Annotated in this window: 23 protein-coding genes and 4 pseudogenes; 11 read left to right on the forward strand and 16 right to left on the reverse strand. The window is 72.3% G+C overall.

What is annotated here, in order from left to right; genetic code table 11:
• Positions 1–47: 47 nt before the first annotated feature.
• The 5 genes from OG885_RS08715 to OG885_RS08735 all read left to right on the forward strand — a co-directional run bounded on the left by OG885_RS08715 (position 48) and on the right by OG885_RS08735 (position 4,267).
• On the forward strand, positions 48–1,118 hold the full coding sequence (locus tag OG885_RS08715; protein WP_405728563.1) for an ADP-ribosylglycohydrolase family protein: 1,071 nt from the start codon (positions 48–50) through the stop codon (positions 1,116–1,118).
• A gap of 29 nt (positions 1,119–1,147) precedes the next feature.
• The gene (locus tag OG885_RS08720) at positions 1,148–1,642 is read left to right on the forward strand and encodes an NUDIX domain-containing protein (RefSeq protein WP_405728566.1); all 495 of its coding nucleotides are present in this window, start codon (positions 1,148–1,150) and stop codon (positions 1,640–1,642) included.
• A 180-nt stretch (positions 1,643–1,822) separates the two neighbouring features.
• Entirely contained in the window at positions 1,823–3,190 is a 1,368-nt protein-coding gene (locus OG885_RS08725) for a S8 family peptidase (protein ID WP_405728569.1), read from the forward strand.
• Positions 3,191–3,197: 7 nt separating this feature from the next.
• A complete protein-coding gene (locus OG885_RS08730) occupies positions 3,198–3,500 on the forward strand; it encodes a hypothetical protein (protein WP_405728572.1) in 303 nt (100 codons plus the stop codon).
• Positions 3,501–3,541: 41 nt separating this feature from the next.
• Positions 3,542–4,267 (forward strand): SIR2 family NAD-dependent protein deacylase, encoded by a 726-nt coding sequence (locus OG885_RS08735; RefSeq protein ID WP_405728575.1) that lies wholly within the window; start codon positions 3,542–3,544, stop codon positions 4,265–4,267.
• 7 nt (positions 4,268–4,274) lie between these two features.
• On the opposite strand, the gene OG885_RS08740 is transcribed toward OG885_RS08735, so the two are convergent.
• From OG885_RS08740 to OG885_RS08750, 3 genes are read right to left on the reverse strand one after another with little or no spacing between them, the layout of a single operon-like run.
• Positions 4,275–4,757, reverse strand: a complete 483-nt coding sequence (locus OG885_RS08740; protein ID WP_405742655.1) for a methylated-DNA--[protein]-cysteine S-methyltransferase — start codon at positions 4,755–4,757, stop codon at positions 4,275–4,277.
• Between the two features lie 27 nt (positions 4,758–4,784).
• Complete coding sequence (locus tag OG885_RS08745) at positions 4,785–6,269, reverse strand: AlkA N-terminal domain-containing protein (protein ID WP_405728578.1); 1,485 nt, start codon at positions 6,267–6,269, stop codon at positions 4,785–4,787.
• Between the two features lie 49 nt (positions 6,270–6,318).
• Positions 6,319–8,274 carry a heavy metal translocating P-type ATPase gene (locus tag OG885_RS08750; RefSeq protein WP_405728581.1) on the reverse strand — a complete coding sequence of 652 codons (1,956 nt, stop codon included), beginning with the start codon at positions 8,272–8,274 and terminating at the stop codon, positions 6,319–6,321.
• Positions 8,275–8,309: 35 nt separating this feature from the next.
• Here OG885_RS08750 and OG885_RS08755 point away from each other — a divergent pair, with 35 nt between their 5' ends.
• Positions 8,310–8,666, forward strand: a complete 357-nt coding sequence (locus tag OG885_RS08755; protein ID WP_079308492.1) for a metalloregulator ArsR/SmtB family transcription factor — start codon at positions 8,310–8,312, stop codon at positions 8,664–8,666.
• A 19-nt stretch (positions 8,667–8,685) separates the two neighbouring features.
• Entirely contained in the window at positions 8,686–9,837 is a 1,152-nt protein-coding gene (locus OG885_RS08760; RefSeq protein WP_405742657.1) for an MFS transporter, read from the forward strand.
• A 98-nt stretch (positions 9,838–9,935) separates the two neighbouring features.
• Here OG885_RS08760 and OG885_RS08765 read toward each other — a convergent pair whose 3' ends face one another.
• Positions 9,936–11,675: a SpoIIE family protein phosphatase gene (locus tag OG885_RS08765; RefSeq protein WP_405728585.1), complete on the reverse strand. Its 1,740-nt coding sequence runs from the start codon at positions 11,673–11,675 to the stop codon at positions 9,936–9,938.
• Positions 11,676–11,986: 311 nt separating this feature from the next.
• Here OG885_RS08765 and OG885_RS08770 point away from each other — a divergent pair, with 311 nt between their 5' ends.
• Together OG885_RS08770 and OG885_RS08775 are read left to right on the forward strand one after the other, a co-directional pair.
• On the forward strand, positions 11,987–12,499 hold the full coding sequence (locus OG885_RS08770) for a hypothetical protein (protein ID WP_405728588.1): 513 nt from the start codon (positions 11,987–11,989) through the stop codon (positions 12,497–12,499).
• A gap of 177 nt (positions 12,500–12,676) precedes the next feature.
• A pseudogene (locus tag OG885_RS08775) lies at positions 12,677–13,232 on the forward strand (SDR family oxidoreductase); the annotation flags it as partial.
• A 173-nt stretch (positions 13,233–13,405) separates the two neighbouring features.
• On the opposite strand, the pseudogene OG885_RS08780 reads toward OG885_RS08775, so the two are convergent.
• From OG885_RS08780 to OG885_RS08830, 11 genes and pseudogenes are all read right to left on the reverse strand, one after another.
• A pseudogene (locus OG885_RS08780) lies at positions 13,406–13,690 on the reverse strand (alpha/beta hydrolase); the annotation flags it as partial.
• Positions 13,691–13,785: 95 nt separating this feature from the next.
• Positions 13,786–14,295, reverse strand: coding sequence for an O-acetyl-ADP-ribose deacetylase (locus OG885_RS08785; RefSeq protein WP_405728591.1), 510 nt, complete (start codon positions 14,293–14,295; stop codon positions 13,786–13,788).
• Between the two features lie 183 nt (positions 14,296–14,478).
• Positions 14,479–15,051, reverse strand: a complete 573-nt coding sequence (locus OG885_RS08790) for a cytochrome P450 (protein ID WP_405728594.1) — start codon at positions 15,049–15,051, stop codon at positions 14,479–14,481.
• Positions 14,948–15,370: a hypothetical protein gene (locus tag OG885_RS08795; RefSeq protein WP_405743195.1), complete on the reverse strand. Its 423-nt coding sequence runs from the start codon at positions 15,368–15,370 to the stop codon at positions 14,948–14,950. Before OG885_RS08795 ends, OG885_RS08790 begins: the two co-directional genes overlap by 104 nt.
• A gap of 154 nt (positions 15,371–15,524) precedes the next feature.
• Positions 15,525–15,950, reverse strand: a pseudogene (locus OG885_RS08800) (UbiA family prenyltransferase); the annotation flags it as partial.
• A 132-nt stretch (positions 15,951–16,082) separates the two neighbouring features.
• On the reverse strand, positions 16,083–17,498 hold the full coding sequence (locus tag OG885_RS08805; protein ID WP_405728597.1) for a phytoene desaturase family protein: 1,416 nt from the start codon (positions 17,496–17,498) through the stop codon (positions 16,083–16,085).
• Between the two features lie 272 nt (positions 17,499–17,770).
• Positions 17,771–18,616, reverse strand: a complete 846-nt coding sequence (locus tag OG885_RS08810) for an inositol monophosphatase family protein (RefSeq protein ID WP_405728600.1) — start codon at positions 18,614–18,616, stop codon at positions 17,771–17,773.
• 183 nt (positions 18,617–18,799) lie between these two features.
• On the reverse strand, positions 18,800–20,626 hold the full coding sequence (locus OG885_RS08815) for a gamma-glutamyltransferase family protein (protein ID WP_405728603.1): 1,827 nt from the start codon (positions 20,624–20,626) through the stop codon (positions 18,800–18,802).
• A gap of 18 nt (positions 20,627–20,644) precedes the next feature.
• Positions 20,645–21,208 (reverse strand): annotated as a pseudogene (locus OG885_RS08820) (DUF4062 domain-containing protein); the annotation flags it as partial.
• A gap of 34 nt (positions 21,209–21,242) precedes the next feature.
• Entirely contained in the window at positions 21,243–21,905 is a 663-nt protein-coding gene (locus tag OG885_RS08825) for a response regulator (protein ID WP_399951546.1), read from the reverse strand.
• Between the two features lie 52 nt (positions 21,906–21,957).
• Positions 21,958–23,130, reverse strand: coding sequence for a sensor histidine kinase (locus tag OG885_RS08830; protein ID WP_405728607.1), 1,173 nt, complete (start codon positions 23,128–23,130; stop codon positions 21,958–21,960).
• A gap of 167 nt (positions 23,131–23,297) precedes the next feature.
• Between OG885_RS08830 and OG885_RS08835 the strand changes: the two genes are divergently transcribed.
• Together OG885_RS08835 and OG885_RS08840 are read left to right on the forward strand one after the other, a co-directional pair.
• On the forward strand, positions 23,298–24,305 hold the full coding sequence (locus OG885_RS08835) for a carboxymuconolactone decarboxylase family protein (RefSeq protein WP_405728610.1): 1,008 nt from the start codon (positions 23,298–23,300) through the stop codon (positions 24,303–24,305).
• A gap of 211 nt (positions 24,306–24,516) precedes the next feature.
• The gene (locus OG885_RS08840; protein ID WP_405728613.1) at positions 24,517–25,176 is read left to right on the forward strand and encodes a hypothetical protein; all 660 of its coding nucleotides are present in this window, start codon (positions 24,517–24,519) and stop codon (positions 25,174–25,176) included.
• A 28-nt stretch (positions 25,177–25,204) separates the two neighbouring features.
• On the opposite strand, the gene OG885_RS08845 is transcribed toward OG885_RS08840, so the two are convergent.
• Positions 25,205–26,755: an NCS1 family nucleobase:cation symporter-1 gene (locus OG885_RS08845; RefSeq protein WP_405728616.1), complete on the reverse strand. Its 1,551-nt coding sequence runs from the start codon at positions 26,753–26,755 to the stop codon at positions 25,205–25,207.
• Positions 26,756–26,796 lie beyond the last annotated feature (41 nt).

Consider the following 26,796-nt stretch of genomic DNA (forward strand, 5'->3'; position numbering starts at 1 on the left):
GCTGCGCCCCCACTGTGCGGGCCCCCGTATTCGGGTAAACCGGTCCTATGACCCCTGTGGGCAGTGAGCCAGAGCTCGCCGACCGCGTCCTCGGGGGCTGGCTGGGCCGGATCGCGGGCAACATGCTCGGCAAGCCGGTCGAGCAGGGCGACCTGTGGACGCGGGACCGGATCGACCGTTATCTGCGGCAGGCCGCCGCCCTGCCGCTGACCGACTATCTGCCGGAGCCGCCGAGCGAGAGCGACGGTTTCGCGCTGCGCCCGGAGTGGCGGAGCTGCGTGCGCGGCCGGATCCACGGCAGCTGCCGTGACGACGACGTGGACTACGCCATCCTCGGCCTCGACCTTCTGGAGACCCACGGTTTCGCCTTCAGCACCGAGCAGGTCGGTGATCTGTGGCTGCTGAGGCTGCCGTACCTCCAGACGTTCACCGCCGAGCGGGCCGCCTACCGCAATCTCGCCAACGGGCTGAAGCCGCCCCTGACGGCGACCTACGACAACCCGTACCAGGACTGGATCGGGGCGCTGATCCGCGCCGACATCTACGGCTGGACCTGCCCGGGCGCCCCGCGCCGGGCGGCCTCGCTGGCCCGCCGGGACGCGGTGCTCTCACACACCGGGAACGGGGTGTACGGGGCGATGTGGGCGGCGGCGCTGGTGTCGGCGGCGTTCACCGCGGCGACCGTGCGCCACGCCCTGGACCAGGCGCTCGGCGTCGTCCCGGCGGGCAGTCGGCTGGCCAGGACCGTGCGCCGGGTGATGTCCCTCCATGACACCCGGATGACCTGGGAGGACACGCTGACGACGGTGGGCGAGGAGACCGCCGGGCTCGGCTGGATCCACACCGTCCCGAACGCCGCGGTGCTCACCGCCGGGCTGCTGTACGGCGACGGCGACTTCACCCGGACCGTCACGCTGACGGTCCGGGGCGGTCTGGACACCGACTCCAACGGGGCAACGGCCGGCTCGGTGGCCGGGGTGCTGACCGGTGCGCGGGCGATCCCGGCGCAGTGGAAGGACCCGCTGGAGGACACGGTGCGCAGTGCGGTGTTCGGCTTCGACGGGGTGCGGATCAGCGAACTGGCGGAGCGGACGGTGCGCTTGATCGGGAGTGACTGATCGGCGCGGGGGCGTCTTACCCTTCTGGCATGACCAGCGCTCAGGACTTCGCCACATATCTCGCCGGCCTCCCCCGCATCCTCGCCGGTGCCGCCGCTCTCTTCCGTGACGGGGAGGGGCGGTTGCTGCTCGTCGAGCCCAACTACCGTGAGGGCTGGGCGCTTCCGGGCGGCACCATCGAGTCGGACGACGGCGAGACGCCCCGTCAGGGCGCACGCCGCGAGACGCTTGAGGAGATCGGGCTCGACCGTGAGCTCGGCCGGCTGCTCGCGGTGGACTGGGTGTACCGGCCGGGCATGCCGCCGCTGGTGGCGTACCTCTACGACGGTGGCGTCCTCGGCGAGGACGAGCTGAAGGCGATCCGGCTCCAGGAGGAGGAGCTGCTGTCGTGGCGGCTCGTGCCGCGCGAGGAGTTGGACGACTATCTGCTGGGCACCCTGGGCGGCCGGGTGCGGGCCGCGCTGGATGTGCTCGCGGAAGGAGTAGGGACGGCGGAGCTGGAGAACGGCCGACGGGTTTCCTGACGCCTGTTGATTCGGGTGTCGATTACCGTCGATTCCCCTGCGGAAATATGCTCTTGAAGCTACGCCCTTGCGCGTATGGACCCCCTGTATCCGCGCCAATAGCGTGCGAGTCCTCGCCTTATCCGCAGGTACCGGTGGCACGGGTATTCCTTGCCGCCGGATTCAATTACAGGGGGAGTCATGCGGGTAATCGTTCAGATGCGTCCGGAACCCGATCTCGTCCAGGCGATCGTGGATCCGTCCGTCAGCACTCCGCCGGCCTCGGATGTCGCCGGCTCACTGCCCGGCCTCGCGCTCGACCCGGACTTCGTGCCGGTGCCGGTGCCGCAGCCCAAGCCGGCGTACTCCGACGGCGATCCGCTGTCGCTGGACCAGCCGCTCACCTTCTCGCTGGCTCCCGAGGACGCGAGCGTCCTGGTGCGCGGCGAGATCCAGGACCGCGACGGCGCCGCGCGGCTGGCGATGCTGGGCGCCAAGCGCCCCGACATCGTCGGGATCTCCGCCGACCCGGCCGTCGAGACGATGCCCACCTGCGGCAACACGCCCCCGGTCGGCGACTGGCACGACGTGCAGCGGTTCGTCACGGACGCGCTGAAGAGCGAGGGGCTGGACGGGACGGGCGTCCCGCTGGCCATCGTCGACACCGGCATCAACGTCGCGCACCTCGGTACGGTCCTCGGCTCGCCCGTGACGGTCGACGCGGCGCGCAGTTGGAAGCCGCCGGGCGTGGCCGGCAACTTCGGTCAGTTCCCGGTGAACCACGGCACGATGTGCGCGTTCGACTCGCTGATCGTGGCCCGCAAGGTGTCGCTCCTCGACATTCCGGTGCTGCTCTCGCAGCGGCAGGGCGCCACCGTGATGGAGGGCCTGCTCTCCGACGCGATCTCCGCGTACGCGCACCTGTGGGGGCTGCTGGAGCAGATGCCGCGCGAGCGGCGCCGGATGGTCATCAGCAACAGCTGGGGGTCGTTCAAGCCGACGTGGGACTTCCCGCCGGGGCACCCGGGCAACTACTCCGACAACCGCGCCCACCCGTTCAACCTCATCGTCGCCGCCCTGGAGGTCTCCGGCGCCGACATCCTGTTCGCCGCGGGCAACTGCGGTGTGGAGTGCCCCGACGGGCGCTGCGGCTTCCCGAGCCGGCCCATCAACGGGGCGAACTCGCATCCCAGCGTGCTGTCCGTGGCCGGGGTGGACACGCATGACGCGCGGGTGGGCTACTCGTCCCAGGGGCCGGGACGGCTCGCCGTGCGCAAGCCGGACATCGCCACGTACACGCACTTCAGCGGATCGAAGGCGTTCGGCCAGAACAGCCCCGACTCGGGGACGTCGGCCGCCTGTCCGGTCGCGGCGGGCGTCGTCGCCGCGATCCGCAGCAAGGTGTCAGTGAAGGAGCTGTCGCCGTCCCGGATGCGTACGCTGATCCGCCGGTCCGCGCACGACGTGGGCGGTCACGGCTACGACTTCGACTACGGGTACGGCATCATCAACACCCCGGCGATCGTCGACGCGGTCCGCCGCCTCGGCAAGACCACCGCCCGTCTGTAGGAGACCCATGGCTCCCGAGAGCCCCACCGTCCTCATCACCGTGACCCTGCCGCCGGGGTCGACGCTGGACGACGCCCGTCACCGTCTCGGCCTCACGGAGAACGAGGCCGACACGGCGTACGGCCTGGTCCCCGTGGACCCGGCGAACGGCACCTACGCGTTGCTGGTGACCGCGGAGGCCGGTGCGCGGCTCCAGGGAGCCCCGGAGGCGAGGGGGTCGTACCAGGGCCCCTTCGCCAACCCGAAGATCGAACCGTTCGGTCCGGTGCAGCCGAAGGACGACGAGACGGACGAGGGCGACGGCCGATAACCGTTGGCTCCGCCCGACTCCGTCGATCTACCCTCGGCCGCATGAACAAGCCCCTCGTGGCCCTTCTCAGCGGCGCAGGTATTTCCACCGACTCCGGGATTCCGGACTATCGCGGCCCCAACGGTCTGTGGCGTCGGGATCCCGAGGCGGAAAAGCTCGTGACGTACGACTACTACATGAACGACCCGGAAATCCGGCGGCGTTCATGGCTCCTGCGGAAAGAAAATCAGGCGCTCGCGGCACAGCCCAACGCGGCGCATTTCGCGGTGGCCGAGCTGGAGAAGTCCGGGGTGCCCGTGCGGGTGATCACACAGAATGTGGACGGGCTGCACCAGCTCGCCGGAATACCGGCCCGCAAGGTCCTCGAACTGCACGGCGCCGCACGGCAGGTGGTGTGCACGCGGTGCCATGCGCGCGGGCCCATGGAGGACGCCCTCGCGCGGATCGACGCCGGGGAGGACGACCCGGCGTGTCTCGCGTGCGGTGGGATCCTCAAGTCCGCGACGGTGATGTTCGGCGAGCGCCTCGACCCGGTGGTGCTCGGTGAGGCCGCCGCGATCACCAAGGCCTGCCAGATATTCATCGCCGTCGGCAGCAGCCTCCAGGTCCAGCCCGCCGCCGACCTCGCCGGCGTCGCCGCCGACCACGGCGCCCGCCTGATCATCGTCAACGCCGAGCCGACCCCGTACGACGACCGCGCCGACGAGATCATCCGAGAACCGATAGGGACCGCCCTGCCGGAACTGCTGCGCGGACTGAGGGAGTAGTCACCCGTCAGAACAGCGCCGCCCCCTGTTCGAAGTCCAGCAGGCGCTGCTTGCGTTCCAGGCCGCCGCCGTAGCCGGTCAGGCTGCCGTTGGAGCCTACGACGCGGTGGCAGGGGACGATGATGCTGACCGGGTTCTTGCCGTTGGCGAGGCCGACCGCGCGGGAGGCGCCGGGGTTGCCGAGGGCTGCGGCGAGGTCGCCGTAGGAGCGGGTCTCGCCGTACGGGATGCGGAGGAGCTGTTCCCAGACGCTGCGCTGGAACGGGGTTCCGTGCAGGTGGAGTTCGAGGGTGAACTCCTTCAGCTCCGAGGCGAAATAGGCCTCCAGCTGGTCCACGGCCTCGCCGAAGGGGCGGTCGTCGCGGGCTCCGAACGTCTCCTGCGCGGGGCGGTGGCGCTGGTCGGTCATGTAGAGGTTGCTCAGGGTGCCGTCCGTCGCGACCAGGGTCAGCGGGCCGTACGGGCTGTCGATCACGGTGTGCTGCTTCAGAGCGGGAACAGAGGTCACGGAACGTCCTTATACCGGAAGGAAGTTGATCGGGTGGCTGTCGGTCGCCCACAGGTACTGGACCGCGTACGCCCGCCACGGCCGCCAGGCCGCCGCCCGCGCGGTCAGCGCCGCCGGCGTCGAGGGCAGTCCCAGTTCCTGGGCGGCCTTGCGGATGCCGAGGTCGGTGGGGACGAAGGCGTCGGGGTCGCCGAGGGCGCGCATCGCGATGACGTCGGCCGTCCAGGGGCCGAAGCCGGGCAGGGCGAGGAGGCGGGCACGGGTCTCCGTCCAGTCGCTCTCCACGCCCAGGTTCAGCGCGCCGTCGGCCAGTTGGCCGACGAGGGTGGTGAAGGTCGTGCGCCGGGTGCGGGGCATCGCGAGTGACTCGGGGTCCAGGGCGGCCAGTTGCTCCGGGGACGGGAAGAGGTGGGTGAGGCCGCCCTCGGGGTCGTCCACCGGGTCGCCGTGGACCGTCACCAGGCGGGCCGCGTGGGTGCGGGCGGCGGCGGTCGAGACCTGCTGGCCCAGGACCGCCCGGACCGCGAACTCCGCCTCGTCCACCGTCCGCGGCACCCGCCGCCCGGGTGCCTTCGCGACCAGCGGCGCCAGCACCGGGTCCGTGCGCAACTGGTCGTCGATCGCCACCGGATCGGCGTCCAGGTCGAGCATCCGGCGGCAACGGCTGATGGCGACCGTCAGATCGCGCAGGTCGCTGAGGGTGAGGCGGCAGGCGATGTGGTCGGGGTTCGGGGTGAGCGCCACGATGCCGTGGCCGTACGGCAGTCGCAGCGTGCGGCGGTAGGCACCGTCCCGCCACTCCTCCACCCCGGGCACGGCGGTCGCCGCGAGGTGGCCGAAGAGGTTCTCGGGGTTGAGGGGGGCGCGGAACGGCAGCCGGAGCGTGAGAACCCCGGGGGTCACCGCGCCCGCGTTCCCGCGCGGCACCCGCGCCCGCAGCTCGCTCGGTGAGAGCGCGAAGACCTCACGCACGGTGTCGTTGAAGGTGCGGATGGAGGAGAAACCGGCGGCGAACGCGATGTCCGCCATCGGCAGGGCCGTCGTCTCGATCAACAGCCGTGCCGTCTGGGCGCGTTGGGCGCGGGCCAGCGCGAGCGGGCCCGCGCCCAGCTCGGCGAGGAGCTGGCGTTCGACCTGCCGGGTGCTGTAGCCGAGCCGCACGGCCAGTCCCGGGACGCCCTCGCGGTCCACGACCCCGTCGGCGATCAGCCGCATCGCCCGGGCGACCAGGTCGGCGCGCTGGTTCCACTCGGGGGACCCGGGGCTGGTGTCCGGGCGGCACCGCTTGCAGGCCCGGAACCCGGCCTGCTGGCAACCGGCCGCGCTCGGGTAGAACGTCATGTTCGCGGGCTTGGGCGGCACGGCCGGGCAGCTGGGCCGGCAGTAGATCCGGGTCGTCAGGACCGCCGTGAAGAACCACCCGTCGAACCGGGCGTCCTTGGACTGGACGGCGCGCACGCAGCGCTCGGTGTCGGTGTGCATCCCCTTCTGCATAGGTCCAGCATGGTGCAGCGCAGGAGGGTCGGCTGGCGGGAATCCGACATCAACGTCGCACTGGCTGGACCTGGCCGGATCGCCAGGCCGACTCCCGCAGCAGCCGCAGCCCGTTCAGGCCGACGAGGACGGTGGAGCCCTCGTGGCCCGCGACGCCGAGCGGCAGGGGCAGGTGTCCCACCAGGTCCCACACCACCAGGACGGTGATGAAGGTTCCCGCGATGACGAGATTCTGCACGACCAGGCGGCGGGCGGCCCGGGACAGCCGTACGACCGCCGGTACGGCGCTCAGCTCGTCGCGCACCACGACCGCGTCGGCGGTCTCCAGCGCCAGGTCGGAGCCCACGCGACCCATCGCGACCCCGGAGTGGGCGGCGGCGAGCGCGGGCGCGTCGTTGACGCCGTCGCCGATGAACAGCACCTTGCGACCGGCGTCCTGCATCTCCCGTACGGCGTTCACCTTGCCCTCGGGGAGCAGTCCGGCACGGACGTCGGTGAGCCCGGCGGCCTCGGCGACGCGGGCGGCGGCGCGGGCGTTGTCGCCGGTCAGGAGGGTGGGAGGGGTACCGGTCAGAGCGGTGAGGGCGGCGGTGGTGGCGGGGGCGGCGGGGCGCAGGCGGTCGGTGAGGGCGAGGGTGCCGACGGGGACGCCGTCACGGGTGACCCGGACGACGGTGGCGTCGCTGTCGGCGGTCTCCGCCCGGCCCACGCTCACCGACCGGCCCTCGACGGTGGCGGTGACGCCCTGCCCCGGGACGGCGGTGAAGTCCTCGGCGCGTGCGATCCGCAGGTCCCGTGTGCGCGCCGCCGCCACGATCGCCCGGGCCAGCGGATGCTCACTGGGCAGCTCGGCCGCCGCGGCCAACCCGAGCAGCGCGTCCTCGTCGAGCCCGGAGTCCGGTGTCGGACGTACCGCCGTCACCTCCGGCGCCCCCTCCGTCAGCGTCCCGGTCTTGTCGAACGCGGCCGTGTCGATCTCCCCCAACCGCTCCATCGCGACCGCCGACTTGACCAGCACTCCGTGCCGGCCGGCGTTGGCGATGGCGGACAGCAGGGGCGGCATCGTCGCGAGGACGACCGCGCACGGCGAGGCGACGATCATGAAGGTCATCGCGCGGAGCAGGGCACCGGTGAGGTCGGCGCCGAAGGCGAGCGGCACGGCGAAGACGGCGAGTGTGGCGGCCACGATCGCGACGGCGTAGCGCTGCTCGATCCGCTCGATGAACAGCTGCGTCGGCGCCTTGGTGCGGGACGCCTCCTCGACCAGGGTCACGATGCGGGCGATGACGGAGTCGGCGGGGTCGCGCGTGACGCGGACGCGCAGCGCGCCGGTGCCGTTGAGGGTGCCGGCGAAGACCTCGTCGCCGGGGCGCTTGACCACGGGGAGGGGTTCACCGGTGATGGTCGCCTGGTCGGCCTCGCTGACCCCGTCCAGCACCCGCCCGTCGGCGCCGATCCGCTCCCCCGGGCGGACCAACAGCACATCGCCGACGGCGAGTTCGGCGGCCGGGACGACGGTCTCCGCGCCCGCGTCGTCCAGTCGGGTCGCGGTCGTGGGCGCGAGGTCGAGCAGGCCGCGCACGGAGTCCGCGGTGCGGGCGGTGGCCAGGGCCTCCAGGGCGCCTGAGGTGGCGAAGATGACGATCAGCAGCGCCCCGTCGAGGACCTGGCCGATGGCGGCGGCACCGACGGCCGCGACGATCATCAGCAGGTCGACGTCGAGCGTCTTCTCGCGCAGCGCCCGCAGTCCTTCGAGTGCGGGCTCCCAGCCGCCGGTGACATAGGCGACGGCGTACAGCGGCCCGTACGCCCAGGCGGGGGCGCCGGACAGGTCCAGGGCGAGGGCCACCAGGAACGCGGCCGTCGCGGCGAGCGCCCAGCGGGCCTCGGGGAGGGCGAGGACGCGGGTGCGGCGATGGGGCGCGGTGCGGGTGGGGGCAGGGGTGCGGGTGGGGGCAAGAGTCGCTGACACCCAGCCACCATACAGGAACACATGAAGACTCATTCATCTGTTCATGTGCGGTGGGTAAGATACCCCGCATGGGTCATGGAGCCGTCACCAGCACCGCCGAGGAGCGCGTACGCCTCGACGCGGGCAATGTCGCGAAGGTCGCCACCACGCTCCAGGCCCTGTCGACGCCCTCCCGGCTGCTGATCCTGGCGCGTCTGCGCGAAGGGCCGCTGCCCGCGACGGAGTTGGCCGCCGAGGTGGGGATGGAGCAGTCGGCGTGCTCGCACCAGCTGAGGCTGCTGCGCAACCTCGGTCTGGTGGTCGGCGAGCGACGCGGCCGCTCGGTCGTCTACACGCTGCACGACCACCATGTCGCCGAACTCCTCGACCAGGCCGTCTATCACGTGGAGCACCTGCGCCTTGGCCTCAGTGACACCGCCGACTGAGACGGCTCCCGCGCGCCGCATGTGGCCGCTCTACGCGGCCGGGTTCACCACCGCGTTCGGCGCGCACGGCATCGCCGCGAACCTGGGCGCCGACACCGACGACGCCGTCACCTCCCTGCTCGTCCTGGGCGGGCTGCTGGCCCTGTACGACGGTGCCGAGGTCCTGCTGAAGCCGGTGTTCGGCACGATCGCCGACCGGATCGGGGCGCGGCCGGTGCTGCTGGGCGGCCTGGTGGCGTTCGCCGTGGCGTCCGCGCTGTACGCCCGCGCCGACAGCCCGGGATGGCTGTGGGCCGCGCGACTCGGCCAGGGCGCGGCGGCCTCCGCCTTCTCCCCCGCCGCGTCGGCGCTGGTGGCCCGGTTGAATCCGGCGGCCAAGCACGGGCGGGCGTTCGGGAGTTACGGCTTCTACAAGTCCGTCGGCTACACGCTGGGTCCGCTGCTCGGCGGGGTGCTGGTGTGGGCGGGCGGGCTGCGGCTGCTGTTCACGGTGCTGGCGCTGCTGGGCGTGGCGGTGGCGGTGTGGGCGCTGGTCGCCGTCCCCGTCGTACCGCCGCTGCCCCGGGCCCGGCAGACGGTGGTGGACCTGGCGCGGCGGCTGGCCGATCCGGCGTTCCTGGTGCCGACGGCCGCGCTGGCCGGAGCGACCGCCGCGCTGTCGGTGGGCGTCGGGTTCCTGCCGGTGTCGGGGTCGGTGGCCGGGCTGGGGACGGTGGCGACCGGGGCGGCGGTGTCGGTGCTGGCCGCGTGTGCGGCGGTCGTCCAGCCGCGGGCGGGGCGGGCGTTGGACTCCGGGCGGATCACCGCTCGGGGCGGGCTGACCGTCGGGCTGCTGCTCGCGGCGGCGGGGCTGGCCTGCGCGATGCTGCCGGGACTCACGGGCATTCTGCTCGCCGCCGCGCTGGTCGGCGCGGGCACCGGACTCATCACCCCGCTGGGCTTCGCCGCGCTGGCCTCGTCGACCCCGCCGGAGCGGCTGGGGCAGACCATGGGCGCGGCCGAGCTCGGGCGTGAACTGGGCGACGCGGGCGGTCCGTTGCTCGTCGCGGGGGTGGCCGTGGCGGCGACGCTGACGTACGGGTACGCGGTGCTCGCGGTGCTGCTGGCCGCTCTGGGGCTGGCGCTGGGGGTACGGCGGCGGGCGGCGGCTCAGCGGACCGGGACGTCCTGAAATCCCGCTCCCGGCACCCCGCGTGCCCTAAGGCCGTGTCCGCAAAGTCCCGCCTGCCGGGCGGCGTCAGGTGCGCCCTCCGGGCGGACGACGGGACTTTACGGACACGGCCTGGCCGCCAGCAGCGCGATGTCGTCGTGCACGGACCCCGTCGCCGCGTGCGCCAGGATGCCGTCGAGGATCTCGTCGAGGCCGCCGCCGGGCGGCAGACGCAGGTCGGTCAGGCGGCTGAGGGACGTGTCGATGTCCTCGTCGCGGCGTTCCACCAGGCCGTCGGTGTAGAGGAGCAGGGTGCCGCCGGGCTGGCCGGGGCGGGTGACGGTCTCGTAGGCGCCCAGGCCGGTGCCGAGGGGCGGGCCGGCCGGGAGCGGGACCAGTTCTACATGGCCCTCGGCGCTGATCCGCAGCGGGGGCAGGTGGCCGGCGTTGGCGTAGCTGATGGTGTCGGTCGCCGGGTCGCCGAGGGCGAGCAGACAGGTGGCGACGCGGTCGAAGCCGGACGCCGCGATCATGCGGTCGGCGGCGTGGAGCATCTCGTGCAGCGGCAGGCCCGAGGAGGAGGCGAGGGCCCTGAGCATGGACCGGTAGTGGCTCATCGCGACGGCGGCCTCCACGCCGTGGCCCATCACATCGCCGATGACGAGCAGGTTCCGGCCCTGCGGGAGGGCCAGCGAGTCGTACCAGTCGCCGCCGACCACCGCGCTGTCGTCGGCGGGCAGATAGCGGGAGGCGGTCTCCAGGTCAGGGTGCGGGAGGGTCGGTTCGCTGAGCAGGGCCCGCTGGAGTTCCAGCGCCATGGTGTGCTCGCGGGCGTAGTGCCGGGCGCGCTCGAGGGCGCGGGAGGCGCGGCCGGCGAGTTCCTGGGCGACCACGCCGTCCTCCATGGTGAAGGCCGGCGAGGAGCCCGCCCGGACCATGGCGAGGACGCCCACGCTCCGGGAGTCGGTGGTCAGGGGCACGACCAGCCCGGAGTGGATGCCGGCGGCCCGGTACTCCGCCAGCCGGTCGGCGTACGGCCCGCGCAGCCCCGGCGGCCGTCTGCCGGGCACGCTCGTCAGCAGCGGACGGCCGCGTTCCAGGACGCGGCGCACGGGGGACGTGGGGCCGTGCTCGTTGACCTCGTCGAGGATGGGCGGACGGCCGAGCCGCTCGGCCAGCTCCGGGCTTCTGCTGACGGCGGCGCGCCGCAGCCGTACGACGCCGTGCGGCACGGGGTCGGCCGGGTCGTCCTCGACCACCAGGTCGACGGAGGCGCCGTCCGCGAGGTCGCGCACCACGAAGTCGACGAGTTCCCGGCAGGTCGTCTCCAGGTCGAGTGTGGTGCCGATGCGCAGGGCGGCCGTGTGCAGCATGGCCATCCGGCCGTGGGCCCGCTCCAGCTCGGTGACGTAGCGGCGCGGCTCGGTGACCTCCACCCCGACGGCCACCAGGCCGACGACCTCGCCCCGCTCGTCATGGCGCCGGTGGAAGGTGCACTGCCACTCCCGGGGCTCGCTGTGCTCGCCGGTGCCCATGGTGCCGGCGACGACGACGTCACGGGGGCGGCCGTCGCGCAGCACGGCCCACGGCACCTCGACGGGCCGCTCCACGCCGGGCATGACCTCGGTGAGGGTGCGGCCCAGGTGCTCGCTCACCGGGACGCCGTTGATCCGGGCCATATGGGGGTTGACGTATACATAGCGCAGCCGGGTGTCGAGGACGGCGACGGCCGCCGACCCGCCCTCCACGATGTCCCGCAGCATCCGGTACTCCCGCCCCAGCTCCGGGTCCGCGCCCGCCAGCAGCGCCTCGACGTCCGCGGACAGCAGGGTCCGCGGGAGCGGGGGGTCCGTCCCCAAGGGCACCTCCCGTTCTCCGGGACAGGGGGTTCCATGATCGGGCCGGTCCGCACGGAGCGCATGTCGCGGGGTGCCTGCGGCGAGGTACTCGACGGGGACGCGGTGCCCGGGTCCGGCTGAACCCGCACCCTGACGGGCGAACGGGTCGCCGTACCCGGATGGGCCTGTGTGCGGGGCGAAAGGGCCTGGTCAGGGTCGCCGCACGGCGAGCGTGCGGCGCGGCGGGGGCCGCTTGATCGGTTTGCGGGGCATCTGACCCGTTCTCACGGTGGGCGCAAGGACTGTACTTCAAGCGCTTCGAAAGGATCTTCATGCGCGCCCTTGTCTCCCGCGGCCTTCTCGTGCCGCCCCTCGTCTGCGCCGCGCTCGTCTTCGGCCAGGCCGGCACCGCTGCCGCCGTAGGCGACGTGGGCCGGGATGTGCCGGGCCTCAGCATCGCCGAGTCCGCCGCGCGGGCCGACGCCGCCACGGAACCACTGCTGGACTCGCTGGAATCGCTGACGGCGGAGGGCACGAGGCTCGACCCGGCCGCGGCCACCTCGTACGCGGAGGAGCTCCGCACCTGGAGCACCACCGTCCAGGAGCGGCTGCGGGCCCTGGACGCCCCCGCGGACCGAGCGGTGCCGACCCGGGCCGCGGACCCCGTGGACGACCTCGTCGCCCAGGTCCAGTCCGCGGTCAACGGCCTGCTCAGCTCGCTGACCTCGCTGGACCTCGGCGGAGTGCTGGGCGCGGTGACGGGGCTCCTGTCGCCGGTCCTCGACCTCATCACGGGCCTGCTCGGCGGAGCGGTTCCGGCGGTGCCCGCACCTCCGCTGACGTGATCAGCCGCTGACCGTCCGGTCTGGGCGGGCCGCGTCGCCGTAGGCCGGCGATGGACCCCCGCGGATATGGGCGACGAGCGAAGGTAAGTGGATCGACTTGCCATCCGGGTGGCGGTGGATTGCGTTTCCGGAGGTGAGTCCATCAACTCACCTTCGCTCTCGGCAAGGCACAGACACATGAATCGTCTTGCGGGCAAGCGCGCCCTCATCACCGGCGGCACGAGCGGGATCGGTCTGGAGACCGCGCGGCGATTCGTCGCCGAAGGGGCTCAGGTGCTGGTCACGGGGGTCACCCCGGCCAGCATCGAGAAGGCGCGGCAGATTCTCGGGGACGAGGTGCCGGTGTGCGCAGGCCGACGCACGCGATCTCGATGCGCAGCGCGGCCTGGCGGAGCGGGTGCGTGAGCACTTCGGCGGGCTGGACGTGGCGTTCCTGAACGCCGGTGTCTCGGACTGGCGGCCCTTCGAGGACCACACGGAGGACAGCTACGACCGGCTCCTCGACATCAATGTCAAGAGCGTCTTCTTCCTCACCCAGGCCCTGGTGCCCCTGCTCACCTCGCACGGCATCCGGTTCAACGCGATCAGCCCCGGCCCGGTGGACACCCCGCTGCACCACAAGCTGGGAATCGAGGATCCCGAGCAGCAGGCGGCGGTTCTGGAGGCGATCAGCTCCGGCATCCCGCTGGGACGCCTGGGCAAGCCCGAGGAGATCACGGAGGCCGTCGTGTACCTGGCTTCCGATGCCTCCGCGTTCACGGTGGGCCAGGACCTTATCCCGGACGGCGGTACCCGTCCAGGCCGCGCTCTGCGCAGCCGTCACCTCCGAGCAGTGGCAGTTGGATGTGCAGTACGTCGAACCGCCCCCGCCCGGCGATCCACGCCACGGTCTGACCCACATCGGCCGCGACCGCGGGCGAGCAGCGCGGTCCCCGCCGCGAGACCGCCGCCGCCGCTGACTCCGGCGATCAGGAGCCGCTCGGGGTCGATAGCGAGTTCGGCCGCGTTCCTCGCCATCCACACCAGCCCCGCGTAACAGTCCTCGACCGGCGCGGGATCGGGGTGATCCGGCGCCAACCGGTACTCGACCGACACGACGACCGCACGCCCCTCGATCACATGCGGGAGGAGATGACCCACGTGGTCCCGGGCCACGGCTACGAAGCCCAGATCAGCGAGCGCCTGCGCCACGGGGCCACTCTGCGTGCCCGCCGGAAAGCCACTGACCGGCCGGCCGGCGCCCACGAAGACCTGCAAAGGTCGGCGCACACCGAACAGCGGCTCCCTCAGCCCACCTGCACGGCGAACGCGTCATAAGCCCGTTCGTCGAAGAGTACGAACCGAACCTCCGCCACCGCCGTTTCCGTGGCCAGGACCGTCTCCACCGCGATCCGGGCGGCATCCTCCATCGGCCACCCGTAGATCCCGGCGGAGACGGCGGGAAACGCCACCGTTCGGGCGCCCAGCTCGTCGGCGACCCGCAGTGACTCCCGATAGCAGGAGGCCAGCAGGTCGGAGCGGTCCTCGCTGCGGCTGAACACCGGACCCACCGTGTGGATCACCCATCGGGCGTCCAGCTCACCGGCCGTGGTGGCGACCGCCTGCCCGGTCGGCAGTCCCTTGCCGTACCGCGCGGCACGCAGCGCCCGGCACTCCTCCAGGATCGCCGGGCCGCCGCGCCGGTGGATGGCGCCGTCCACTCCTCCCCCGCCGAGGAGGGAGGAGTTCGCCGCGTTGACGATCGCGTCGACGCTCTCGCGCGTGATGTCGCCCTGGACGAGCGTGATCGTGGTCATGGGCCCACTCTGCCAGCCCTCCCGGCGTCCCGCGGGGCCTCACCAGGTCACGGGCAGCGCTCCCAGCCCATGGATGGCGGACCGCGACACGGGCAGTTCCTCCGCCGGCGCCGCGAGTTTCAGCCCGGGCAGCCGGTCGAAGAGGACCGGCAGCCCGATCTGGAGTTCCGCGCGGGCGAGGGACTAACCGACGCACTGGTGCAGACCGTGCCCGAAGGCCAGCTGCCCGCTCGTGTCCCGGCCCACGTCGAACGCGTCCGGGTCCTCGTACACCGACGGGTCCCGGTTGGCCGCCTGCAACGCCACGACCACCCCCTCCCCCGACCTGATCCGTACGCCGCCCAGCTCGACGTCCTCGGTCGCGATCCGCCGCATCCCCTGGTGGGCGACCGTCAGATAACGCAGCAGCTCCTCCACCGCGGACGGCCACAGCCCGGCGTCGGCCCGCAGCGCGGCGAGCTGTTCGGGGTGGCGCAGCAGGGTGACGACGGCCAGCGGGAACACGTTGGCGGTGGTCTCGTGCCCCGCGATCAACAGCAGGGCCGCGACCCCGACCGCCTCCTCGGGGCTGATCTCGCCGGTCGCCACCCGCTCGGTCGCGAGACGGGAGACGAGGTCGTCGGCGGGCTCCCGGGTACGGGCGGCCAGGAGTTCACCGAGGTAGCCGTACAGGGCCTGGCGTGCGGCCGTCATCAGGTCCCGGCGGCCGGAGGCGAAGTCGGTGAGGACGCGCACCTGTTTGGTGGAGGAAGGCATGGTCGTCGTACGGCACTCCGAGCAGGGCGCAGATCACCCGCGTCGGCTGCGGCAGCGCATAGGCGGCCACCAGGTCGGCCTCGGTGGCGCCGTCGGCGGTCATCGTGTCGAGGAGGTCGGCGCAGACAGCGGCGATGGCGGGGCGCAGTCGCTCGATCCGGCGGAAGGTGAAGTCGGGGATCAGGGTGCGCCGCAGCCGGGTGTGGTCGGGTGGGTCCATCACGAAGAACTGTCCGGGACCGCGCGGCGGCGCGAACGGGCTGAGGCCGGGGAAGCCCTTGCGGGTGGCGTCGGCGCTGAAGCGGGGGTCGGCCAGCACCGCCCGGGCGTCCTCGTACCGGGATGCCGACCAGGGCGGCCGGTACGGCGGCGCGGCGGAGCTTGTCCCCGGCCGGGGCGGGGTCGGCGCCCGGCACCAGGGCGCCGGACAGGACGTTCAGGGTGCGGGCCCCCGCCATGGCCGCCGCGCCCGCCGGGGTCGACTTGAGCTTGAGGTCGTACGCCCAGATCAGCCCCGCCAGCGGAAGCGCTCCCAGCAGACTGCGTCGTCCGCCCGCGACGGCGGCGAGGCCGAGCCCGGCGACGGTGAGGCCACCGGCGACGGCGAGCGCGGTGCGGCGGGGGACGTGGCCCGAGGGGATGGGGCGCTGGGGGCGTTCCACGGCGTCGACGGTGGCGTCGGCGTAGTCGTTGAGGGCCATGCCGGCCCAGTAGAGGCAGACGGAGGAGCCGATGGCCGCGAGGGTACGGGGGGTTGACGGCCGTCCTGCGCAGACTGCTCCTGCGATCACGTCACCGGGGACGCTCAGCGCGGCCGGTGCCCGGACGAGTCGGGCGAGGTCGGCGAGGCGCACCGCAGACCGGGATCCAAAGCGGAGGACCACTGTCCGATCTTTCATAAGCGCACAGTACTCGCCATGTTTGAACTTTCAGCGAGTCTGATCCTGAGTAAGAGAAGTGACAAAGGAGACAACGGATTTGGTCAGCCGGAAGCAACGGAACGGTATGCCTCTGCGTCCGTCGCAGCGGGCTCACGCCTGCTGCTGTCGCAGCCGCCGCCAGACCGCCTTCGCCGCGTTGTGGCCGGACATGCCGTGCACCCCGGGGCCCGGCGGAGTGGCCGAGGAGCAGATGAAGACGGCCGGATGCGGAGTGCCGTACGGGGACAGGGAGAGCTTGGGGCGCAGCAGGATCTGGAGGCCGGTGACCGCGCCGGAACCGATGTCGCCGCCGACGTAGTTGGCGTTGCGGGCGGCGAGTTCGGGCGGGCCTGCGGTGGCGCGGGCCAGCACCCGGTCGCGGAACCCCGGGGCGAAACGCTCCAGTTGGCGTTCGAGGGCGTCGGTGAGGTCGCCGTCCCAGCCGCTGGGGACGTGCCCATAGGCCCAGAACACCTGCTTGCCCTCGGGCGCCCGGGTCGGGTCGACCACACTCGGCTGCACGGTGATCATGAACGGCTTGTCGGGGGCCCGGCCCTCGCGGGACGCGGCGCGCAGGGCGGTGCCGATCTCCGCACTGCTCGCGCCGATCTGCACGGTCCCGGCGACGCGGGCCTCCGGCGCGGTCCAGGGCACCGGGCCGTCGAGCGCGTAGTCGACCTTGAAGACGCCCGGGCCGTACCGGTAGCCGTCGTAGTAGCGGCCGAGGCCGGCGATCCGGGCCAGCGCGGTGGGCGAGGTGTCGAAGACGTACGCGCGCGCGGGCGGCAGGTCGTCGAGGCGCTTGACCTCGTAGTCCGTGTGGACGGCGCCGCCGAGGTCCTTGAGGTACGCGGCGAGCGCGTCGGAGATCGACTGGGAGCCGCCACGCGCGACGGGCCAGCCCCTGGCGTGCGCGGCGAGCGCGAAGACCAGGCCGATGGCGCCGGTGGCGAAGCCGGAGAGCGGCGCCATGACATGGGCGACGAGACCGGAGAACAGGGCCTTGGCCCGCTCGTCACGGAAGCGGCGCATCAGCCAGGTCGACGGCGGCAGCCCGACGAGCCCGAACCGGGCGAGCGTCACCGGGTCGCGGGGCAGGGCGGTCAGGGGCAGCGACATGAAGTCACGGGCCAGGGTGTCCCACTTGGGCAGGAACGGCTCGACCAGCCTGCGGTACGCCCCCGCGTCGCGGGCCCCGAACGAGGCGGCCGTCTCGGCGACCGACCGGGACAGCACGGCGGCGGTGCCGTCGGTGAAAGGATGGGCCATGGGCAGCTCGGGCTGGAGCCACTCCAGTCCGTACCGCTCCAGGGGCAGGGCGCGGAACGCCGGGGAGTTGATCCCCAGGGGGTGCGCCGCGCTGCACGGGTCGTGCCGGAAACCGGGAAGGGTGAGCTCCTCGGTGCGGGCTCCTCCGCCGACGGTGTCCCGCGCCTCGAAAACGGCCACGGAGAAGCCGCGGCGGGCCAGCTCCACGGCAGCCGTCAGTCCGTTCGGCCCCGCACCCACCACGACCGCATCGAGCATCGACGGCACCTTCGGACTCCTTCGTCAGCCGATGGCCACTGGATCAGGATATGACGGGGCACCGACAGCGCCGGGCCGCGGGGGGAGTTCGACGGCCGAGGGTGCCCGACGGTCCCCACCGGTCGGCGTGCGGGCGTCGGCCGCCGGTCCCTGGCCGATGACCCATGACCATGGGCTGCCGCTCAGCAACCGGCCAGGGGCTTCCGCTCAGCAACCGAACCGGGGGCCGCCGCTCGATATCAGACCCTGGGCCGCTGGTGCCCCGCTGGACTTCAGACGGTGCCTGCCAGCACCGCCGCTATGCGCCGCGCGGTCGCGGTGTCCCGGGCGGCGGTGAACGGCAGGGCGTTGCCCCCGGTGATGCGGAACGGCTCGCCGGAGCGGGTGAGGTGGGCACCGCCCGCCTCCTCCACGAGGAGCAGCCCCGCGGCGTGGTCCCAGGCGGCCTCCCAGGAGAAGGCGGTCGCGTCCAACTGCCCGCGGGCGATGGCCAGATACTCCAGTCCGGCCGAGCCGCAGGGACGCGGTGCGAGTCCGTCCGTCCACAGTCCGCGCAGGGCGCGCTTCTGCTCGTCCGTCGTGTAGTCCGGGTGGGAGGTGGCCACTTCGAGGTCACGGCCGGGCTCGGGCGGCCCGGCGTGCAGCCGCTCCCCGTCGAGGAACGCGCCCTGCCCCCGTACCGCCGTGGCCAGTTGGTCGAGCGCCGGGGCGTATGTCCACGAGGCGCGCACGACACCGCCCTGCGCCAGCGCGATCAGCGTGGAGAAGCCGGGGTCGCCGTGCACGAACTGCCGCGTCCCGTCGACCGGGTCCACGATCCACACCGGGGCGTCGCCCTGTATCGCCTCGTACGACGCCGGGTTGGCGTGCACCGCCTCCTCGCCGACCACGACCGAACCGGGCAGAAGCGCGCCCAGCACCTCGGTCAGATACTGCTCGGCGAGCCGGTCGGCGTCGGTCACCAGGTCATGCGGTCCGCTCTTCTCGTCGACCTCATGGGCGGCGAGCCGGCGGAAGCGGGGCATGATCTCGGCCGCGGCGGCCTTGCGGACCGCCTCCTCCACGTCGGAGGAGTGCCGGGCGAGAAACTCGTCGATGGTTTCCGTCTCTTCGATCATGGCTCCATGAGAGCACGCGCCACTGACAATCCCTACCCGGCGGGTGGATGCCGGGTGGAATCGGGATGAACTCGCGGAGGGTGCGGGCACGGGTTTCGGCCCGGGAGCTCGGCTGGAGTGCCGGCTGCTGGGGCGCCGGCTCGGCCCGGGAGCTCGGCTGGGGTGCCGGCTCGGCCCGGGAGCTCATCGGCCCACGGCGTACCCCTGCATCCCGCGCGGATTGGCGGCCGCCGACAGCACCCCGGTCTCTGGGTCCCGGGCGACCGCGCACAGCCGCCCCTCGGACCAGGCGTCACCGACGGTCACGTCATGTCCACGCCGCCGCAGCTCCGCCACCACGCCCGCGTCCATGCGCGCCTCGACCGTGACACTCCCCGGCCGCATGCCGCGCGGGTAGAAGGAGCCCGGAAAGCTGTCGTTGTGCCAGTTGGGAGCGTCGATCGCCCCCTGGAGATCAAGCCCGCCCCGCACCGCCGACCGCAGCGCGACGGCAAGGAAGAAGTGCAGCTGCCACTGGTCCTGCTGATCCCCGCCGGGCGTACCGAACGCCATCACAGGAACCCCGTCACGCAGCGCGACGGAGGGAGTGAGCGTGGTACGGGGCCGTCGCCCCGGCGTGAGCGAGTTCGGCAGCCCCTCCTCCAGCCAGGTCATCTGAAGCCGGGTCCCGAGCGGGAAGCCGAGCTCGGGTACGACGGGGTTGGACTGGAGCCAGCCTCCACTGGGCGTGGCGGCGACCATGTTCCCCCACCGGTCGACGACGTCGAGGTGACAGGTGTCGCCCCGCGTGGACCCATCGGCCCCGACACCGGGCTCACCCGGCACGGGCGAGGTGGGCGGCTTCGCGACGGTCGGCTCGCCGACGCCCATGGGACTGAACCCCGGCTCATCCGACACCACGACATGCGCCTGCGCACACAGCCGAGGAGCCCGCCCTCCAGGGCTCCCGGGCCGCAACTCGTACGACGCCTCCTCCCCTACCAGCCCCCGCCGCCCGGCGTTGTACCCGTCCGCCAGCAACTCCCCGAGCGGCACCTCATCGGCATCCCCGTACCAGGCCTCCCGATCGGCCATGGCGAGCTTGCACCCCTCGATGAGCAGATGCACGTACTCGGCGGACCCGTACGCGGGAAGCTCCGTCGGCAACAGGGCGAGCTGCTGCAACAGCACCGGCCCCTGACTCCAGGGCCCGGCCTTGCACAGGGTCCACCCGTTCCAGTCGTACGTCGCCGGCGCCTCGTAGGTGGCGGACCACTGGGCGAGATCATCGGCGGTGAGCGTCCCGGCATGCCGCTCACCACTGGTGTCCATGGTGGGCCGCGCGGCCTGCCGCACGAGGGCTTCGCCGATGAACCCGCTACGCCACACCTCCCGCGCGGCCTCGATCTGCGCGCCCCGGTCCCCGGCACCGTCGACTTCCCCGAGGAGCCGCTTCCAGGTGGCGGCGAGGGCAGGATTCCGGAACAGCTCACCGACCCTCGGAGCCTTCCCACCCGGCAGATACACCTCCGCCGACGAGGTCCACTCCGTCTCGAACAACTCCCGCACGGTCTCGACGGTCGCCCCGACGTTCTCGACGGGCGCGTGCCCGTCTTCGGCGTACCCGATGGCGTACTTGAGGACATCGGCGAGCGACTTGGTCCCATAGTCCCGAAGCAGCAGCATCCAAGCATCAAAGGCACCGGGCACGGCTGCGGCGAGGGGCCCGGTACCGGGTACGAGGTCGAGCCCGAGCGCCTTGTAGTGCGCGACGGTGGCCCCGGCGGGAGCAACTCCCTGCCCGCACAGCACACGCACGTCCCCACCGGCAGGCGCCACCAGAATGGGCACCTCACCTGCGGGCCCGTTGAGGTGCGGCTCGACGACATGCAACACGAACGCCCCCGCCACGGCGGCGTCGTAGGCGTTCCCGCCGTCTTCCAACACCGCCATCGCCGACTGTGACGCCAGCCAGTGCGTGGAGGAGACCATGCCGAAGGTGCCCTGGAGGGTGGGGCGGGTGGTGAACACGGGGGTCCTCACGACGAGTTACAGGGAAGCGAGGTTGCGGTGCGATCGTACGTCGCCACTACGGCAGCGCCGACGGCAGCAACAGCTCGATGAACCTCGGTGCCAAGACGGCGCTCGCCCTGACTCGTATCCCGCGATGCGAGACGTGACCACGATCCGGCAGCCCTCGGCCTCGCCGAGAACGGCTTTGACAGTCTCGACATCGACGTCCAGGCCGTATCTGCGGCTCACGTTGGCGGCGATGTACTCGACCAGCGTCGGTGCCGGCTCGAGGAGAGTCCCTCCTTGCACCGGCTGCGGGACGAACGCGTCGGTCAGCGGGATCTCTGTCAGCCGGCGGTCCTGCTTCGCCCCGGCGATGACCGCCAGCCTGACCCAGCGGTGGGCGTCGAAGACTTGTGCTTCCTGGTCGAGCAGGAAGACGAGCCTCGGCCTGCCCGACGCGACGGCCTGCCGGTACTCGAGCTCGGTGATCGACTCGGTCCGCCCCTCGGGAACGAAGCCGTACCGCCAGGCGACGACGCAGATGTACAGGTCACAAGCGGCCACGTCGGCAAGGCACTGGTCCAAGGGACGTTCGTCCGACGCCCTCGCTTTCGAACCGGCCGCCCGACGCTCACTGTCCCCGTGCCGTCACCAGCCCCGACTCATAGGCGAACACTACAAGTTGGGCCCGATCCCGCGCCCCCAACTTCGTCATCGCCCGGCTCACATGCGTCTTCGCCGTGAACGGGCTGATCACCATGTGCGCGGCGATCTCCTCGTTGCTGAGTCCGCGCGCGGCGAGGGCCGTGACCTCGAGTTCGCGGCGGGTGAGGCATTCCAGGCCGGGGGCGGTGGCGCGGTCGGGTGGGCGGGAGACGAACTCGCCGATGAGGGTGCGGGTGATGGACGGGGACAGCAGGGCTTCCCCCTTAGCCACCACCTCGATCGCCTGCAACAGCTCCGCCGGTTCCGTGTCCTTGAGGAGGAAGCCGCTCGCACCCGCCCGCAGCGCCTCGAAGACGTACTCGTCCACGCCGTAGTTGGTGAGGATCACGACCCGGACGGTCGCGAGCGACGGGTCCGCCGCGATGCGACGCGTCGCCTCGATGCCCGTCATCACCGGCATCTGTACGTCGATCAGCGCGATGTCCGGCACCTGCGCGCGGACCAGCTCCACGCCCCGCTCCCCGTCCGCCGCCTCCCCCACCACCTCGATGCCGTCCTCGGCGTCGAGGAGCGCCCGGAACCCGGCCCGCATCAGGGCCTGGTCGTCGACGAGGGCCACCCTGATCACGCGCTCACCGCCGACGGCCGACCGGCACACGGCGAGAAGCCACGCACCCCGATCACGCGGCCACCTCCACCGGCAGCTCGGCCCGCACGCGGAAGCCGCCCTCCGCGCGCGGGGCGGCGAGCAACGTGCCGCCCAGTGCCGTCACGCGTTCACTCATGCCGCGCAGACCGATGCCGGGCGTGACCGGGCGGCTCGGGTCGGCGTTGCCGTCGTCCTCCACCGTCACCGTCACGCATCCCTCGCCGTACGCCAGCCGCACCCCCACCTTCGCCGGCCCCGCGTGCCGTGCCGCGTTCGTCAGGGCCTCCTGGACGATGCGGTACACGGCCCGGTCGACCGTCGCCGCCAGCGGCTGTTCCTCGCCCGCCACCGTCAGCTCCACCGCGAGGCCCGCCGCCCGCGCCCGCTCCACCAGCAGCGCCGGCGTACCCGTGGGCTCGTCGGTGCGCAGTACGTCCAGCGTGGCCCGGAGTTCGCGCATCGCCTCGCCGCTCGCCTCCTGGATGGCCAGGAGGGCGTCCGGCACCTCCTCGCCCCGCTTGCGGGCCAGGTGCACCGCCACGCCCGCCTGGAGCTTGACGATCGAGATGCTGTGGGTCAGGGAGTCGTGCAACTCCCTCGCTATGCGCAGCCGTTCCTCGCCCGCCCGGCGCAGCGCGACCTCCTCCCGGGTGCGTTCCGCCTCCAGGGCGCGCTGTTCCGTCTGGCGCAGGTACGCCTGCCAGTTGCGGTCGGCGAGACCCGTCACCACCGCGCACAGGAACCAGCCCATGAGCAGCGCGGCCTGCTCGACGATCTGCCGGGTCGTCGGGCCGGTCGCGAGATACGCCACCAGGAACAGCCCGCCCGCCACGGCCGCCCACGCGCGGTGCCCCACGCGGGCCGCCACGTGGCTCGCGGCGATCACGGGGAGGGCGGCGGGCGGTCCCGGTTGGGCATGCAGGACGTACGCGGCACCGCTCGCCGTCGCCACGGCCAGCACCGCCCTGGGCGCCGTGCGGTACAGCGCCAGCACGGCCGACGCGACGCCGATCAGGGCGTAGTCGGCGATGGTCGTGTCCGTGTCGAAGGCCGCCGTGCCCACGACGAGCACGCCGACGAAAACCGCGAGGACGACGTCAACGAGCCGCTCACGCGCGGTCACTCGCACCCCCGTCCCCGCCTCCGCGGCCGCCCCCGCCTCGTCCGCCGTACCGGCAGCCGTCCCGCCCTGGATCCCGCTCATGTCCGCACACTAGACCGCCGTACCGACCCCCGCGTCAGCCCTGTGGACAACTCCGCGGCTACTCCCGGCGTAGTACTCCCCCGCCCCCTCCCGCCCCGGCGGCGCAGGCACAACTCCCTTCCGCCGTACGACGACCGGGACCGCTCGACCGGCGCACCCTGACACCCATGTCCACTTCCTTCCGCTACACCGAGCCCCTGCCGCCCAAGGCGGCCACCGGACGCACCGCCGAGGTCTACCGACAGCTGTCCCACGACTTCGGCATCGACGAGCCGGCCACCTTCGTGGTGCTCTCCGCCGTACCGGAACTCCTCGCCGCCACCTGGGCGTTGATGCGCGAGTCCCTGATCGCCGGCCCCGGCGTCCGGACCGGCAAGGAGCTCGCCGCGCTCGGGGTGTCGCTCGCCAACAAGTGCCCGTTCTGCGTGGACGCGCACACCGTGCTGCTGCACGCCACCGGCGACCACGCCGTGGCCGAGCGCATCGCCCAAGGACACGAGCCGCACGACGAGGAGCACGCGCGTGTGCTGGCCTGGGGCCGGCGTACCCGGGTGCCGGGCGCGGCACTCGGCGACGGGCCGCTCCCCTTCCCGCGCGTGGACGCCCCGGGCTATCTCGGCACCGCGCTCGCCTTCCACTTCATCAACCGCGTCGTGTCGGCCCTGCTCACCGAGAAGATGCTGCCGTGCAACCTCCAGCGGTTCCGCGCGGTGCGCAGCGTCGCGGGCCGTACCCTCGCGCGGACCGTGCGCCGGGCCGCCGCGCCCGGGGAGAGCCTCGCGCTGCTGGACCGCCCGGACGCCGGTGAGGCCCCCGCGTGGGCGGGCGGCACGGCCGTCGGTGACGCGTACGCGGCGCTGCTCAGGGCGGCCATGGTCGGCGCCGACCTCCTCGACGTCGACGACCAGGACCTCGTGGAGGAGGTGCTCCAGGACTGGGACGGGGACCACCTTCCGCTCGGCCTCCCCGGCATCCCCGGCCGGGACGAGCAGCCAGGGGTCAGGCTCGTGCTGCTGGCCGCGCTCGCGCCGTACCGCATCACGGACGAGGACGTGACGGCGTGGCGCGGCCCGCAGCGCACCGACGGCGATCTGGTGCGGCTCGTCTCCTACGGCGCGTTCCTCGCGGTCGACCGGATCGAATCGGCCTTCACTCACCGCGCCGTACGGAGCTGACGAGGGGACATAACAGGGCACTCGGCGCGTCAACCACGGGCCTCCGTCACCGCACATGCACGGAGCGAGTTGGCACTACCGCCCCACAGGGACTCGTGTGACACTGGCGTCCCGTCCACAGTGCGGACACCCTCCGCACCGACACCCCCGCGCCGTCCCCCGTCCGCTGTGCGGACCCTCTCCGCACCCATCCCCCACGAGAAGTGCGCCTGTGCGTTCCCTTCCTCTGCCGCTCGCCCTGACCGCGCGCCTGTCCCCGGTCGTCGTGCTCGCCGCCGCGGGCTGGACGCTGTCGTCCGGCCCCGCTCCGACCGGCGACCACGAGGCCGCGTCGAAGGGCGGTGGCGGCACCAAGTCCGCGTCGGCGCCCTCGACCGCGGCGGCCTCGAAGACGTACACCTCCTCCCCCGCGCCCTGCGGCAGCGTCACCGTGAAGAACATCAAGTCGCTGGTTCCGGGCGCCAAGACGGCCGGCAAGGAGATTCCGTCCACGGACACGAAACTCCGCCGCACCTGCTCCTGGAACGCGCTCAAGGGCTACGACTACCGCTGGCTCGACGTGTCCTTCGAGATCACGGACTCGGACGAATCGGCGCAGAAGACGTACAAGCAGCGCATCGAGGAGAAGAGCGGCGGAGGGGATGTTCCGGGCCTCGGGGACCAGGGCTACTCCGTCGTGAACCTCACCACGGAGGACAAGCAGCAGACGCGCGAGGGCGTGGTGATCGTCCAGGCGTCCAACGCCCTGGTGGTCATCACGTACAACGGCAGCGACTTCGAGTCGAAGAAGGCGCCCGACACGGACCTCATCAACAAGGGCGCCATCAAGGCCGCCAAGGACGCGGTGGCAGCACTGGAGGGCGGCCGGTGACACCGGCCGCCCTCCAGCCGCATGACCGTCACACGCTCTCCTGCTCCCTCCCCAACGGCAGCATCAGCGCGACGTACAGCGCCAGCGACGCTCCCAGGCCCACCGCCCAGCCGTAGTCCGCGAGGGGCTTGAGGAACGGGATCAGTCCGTCCGTCGGGAAGGGCCCCGTCTTGGACCCGTCGGCGCCGACGCCCGAGTACGAGCCGCCGACCGCGAGCAACCCGCCGACGACGAAGGCGAGGATCGCCCGCCAGTTCCAGCCGTTGGAGTACCAGTAGCGCCCACCGGGCGTGTACAGGTCCGCCAAGTGCAGGACCGTACGGCGCACGATCCAGTAGTCGGCGATGAGAATGCCCGCGACCGTGCCGAGCAGGCCGCCGACCACGCCGAGCCAGGTGAAGATGTAGAACTCGGGCGTCGAGATCAGCTTCCACGGGAAGATCAGGATGCCGACGACCCCCGTGATCAGCGCGCCCGTACGGAAGTTGATGAGTTTCGGGGCGAGGTTGGCGAGGTCGTACGCCGGTGAGACGACGTTCGCCGCGATGTTCACCGAGATGGTGGCGACCAGCACGATGATCAGCGCGAAGAGCAGCCCGAAGGCGTTGTCCGCCTTGGCGGCGAGGGTGACCGGGTCCCAGATCGCCTCGCCGTAGACGACCTCGGAGCCGGAGGTGACCAGCACCGCGAGGACCGCGAAGAGCGTCATGGTCGTGGGCAGCCCGAGAGCCTGTCCCCAGGTCTGCGCCTTCTGGCTGGCGCCGAAGCGGGTGAAGTCGGGGATGTTCAGCGACAGGGTCGCCCAGAAACCGATCATGCCCATCAGCGACGGGAAGAAGACCGGCCAGAAGTCGGGGCCCCAGCCGAGCTTGGAGGGCTGGTCGAGCAGCGCGCCGAAACCGTCCGCCTTGACCGCGATCCACACCAGCAGCACGATCGCGCCGACGATGACGAAGGGCGCGGCCCAGTTCTCGAAGTGCCGCAGGAAGTCCATGCCGCGGTAGATGATCGCGATCTGCAGCGCCCAGAAGAGCAGGAAGCACAGCCACAGCGGCCACGGGTTCCCGGCGATCTTCCCCGCGTTCTCCCAGTGCCCGCCGGTGAGTTTGGAGCCCAGCGCGAAGATTCCGCTGCCGCCGATCCAGGTCTGGATGCCGAACCAGCCACAGGCCACGGCCGCCCGGATCAGCGCCGGGATGTTGGCGCCGCGCAGCCCGAAGGAGGCGCGGGCCAGCACCGGGAAGGGGATGCCGTACTTGGGTCCGGCGTGCCCGGTGGCCAGCATCGGCAGCAGCACGATGATGTTGGCCAGGGCGATGGTGAAGACGGCCTGCTTCCAGTCCATCCCGAGCGCGACCAGGCCGGAGGCCAGGGTCCAGCTGGGGATGCAGTGGGCCATGGAGATCCACAGGGCGGCGAAGTTGTACGTCGTCCACTTGCGTTCGGAGACCGGCACGGGACGCAGGTCGTCGTTGGCGAAGGGACTGTCGGCGGGAAAGGCCTCGGGGCTGAGTTCGATACGGCCGCCGGTGTCGGCGGACTTCGATATCGGCGACCCCGGGGGGACTGTGTCGGTCATGGGCAGGCCAATCGTTGAGCGGGACGGGAGAGGCCGTGCGG

Origin of the sequence: Streptomyces sp. NBC_00028, from assembly GCF_045041065.1 — a bacterium.
GTDB lineage: Bacteria > Actinomycetota > Actinomycetes > Streptomycetales > Streptomycetaceae > Streptomyces.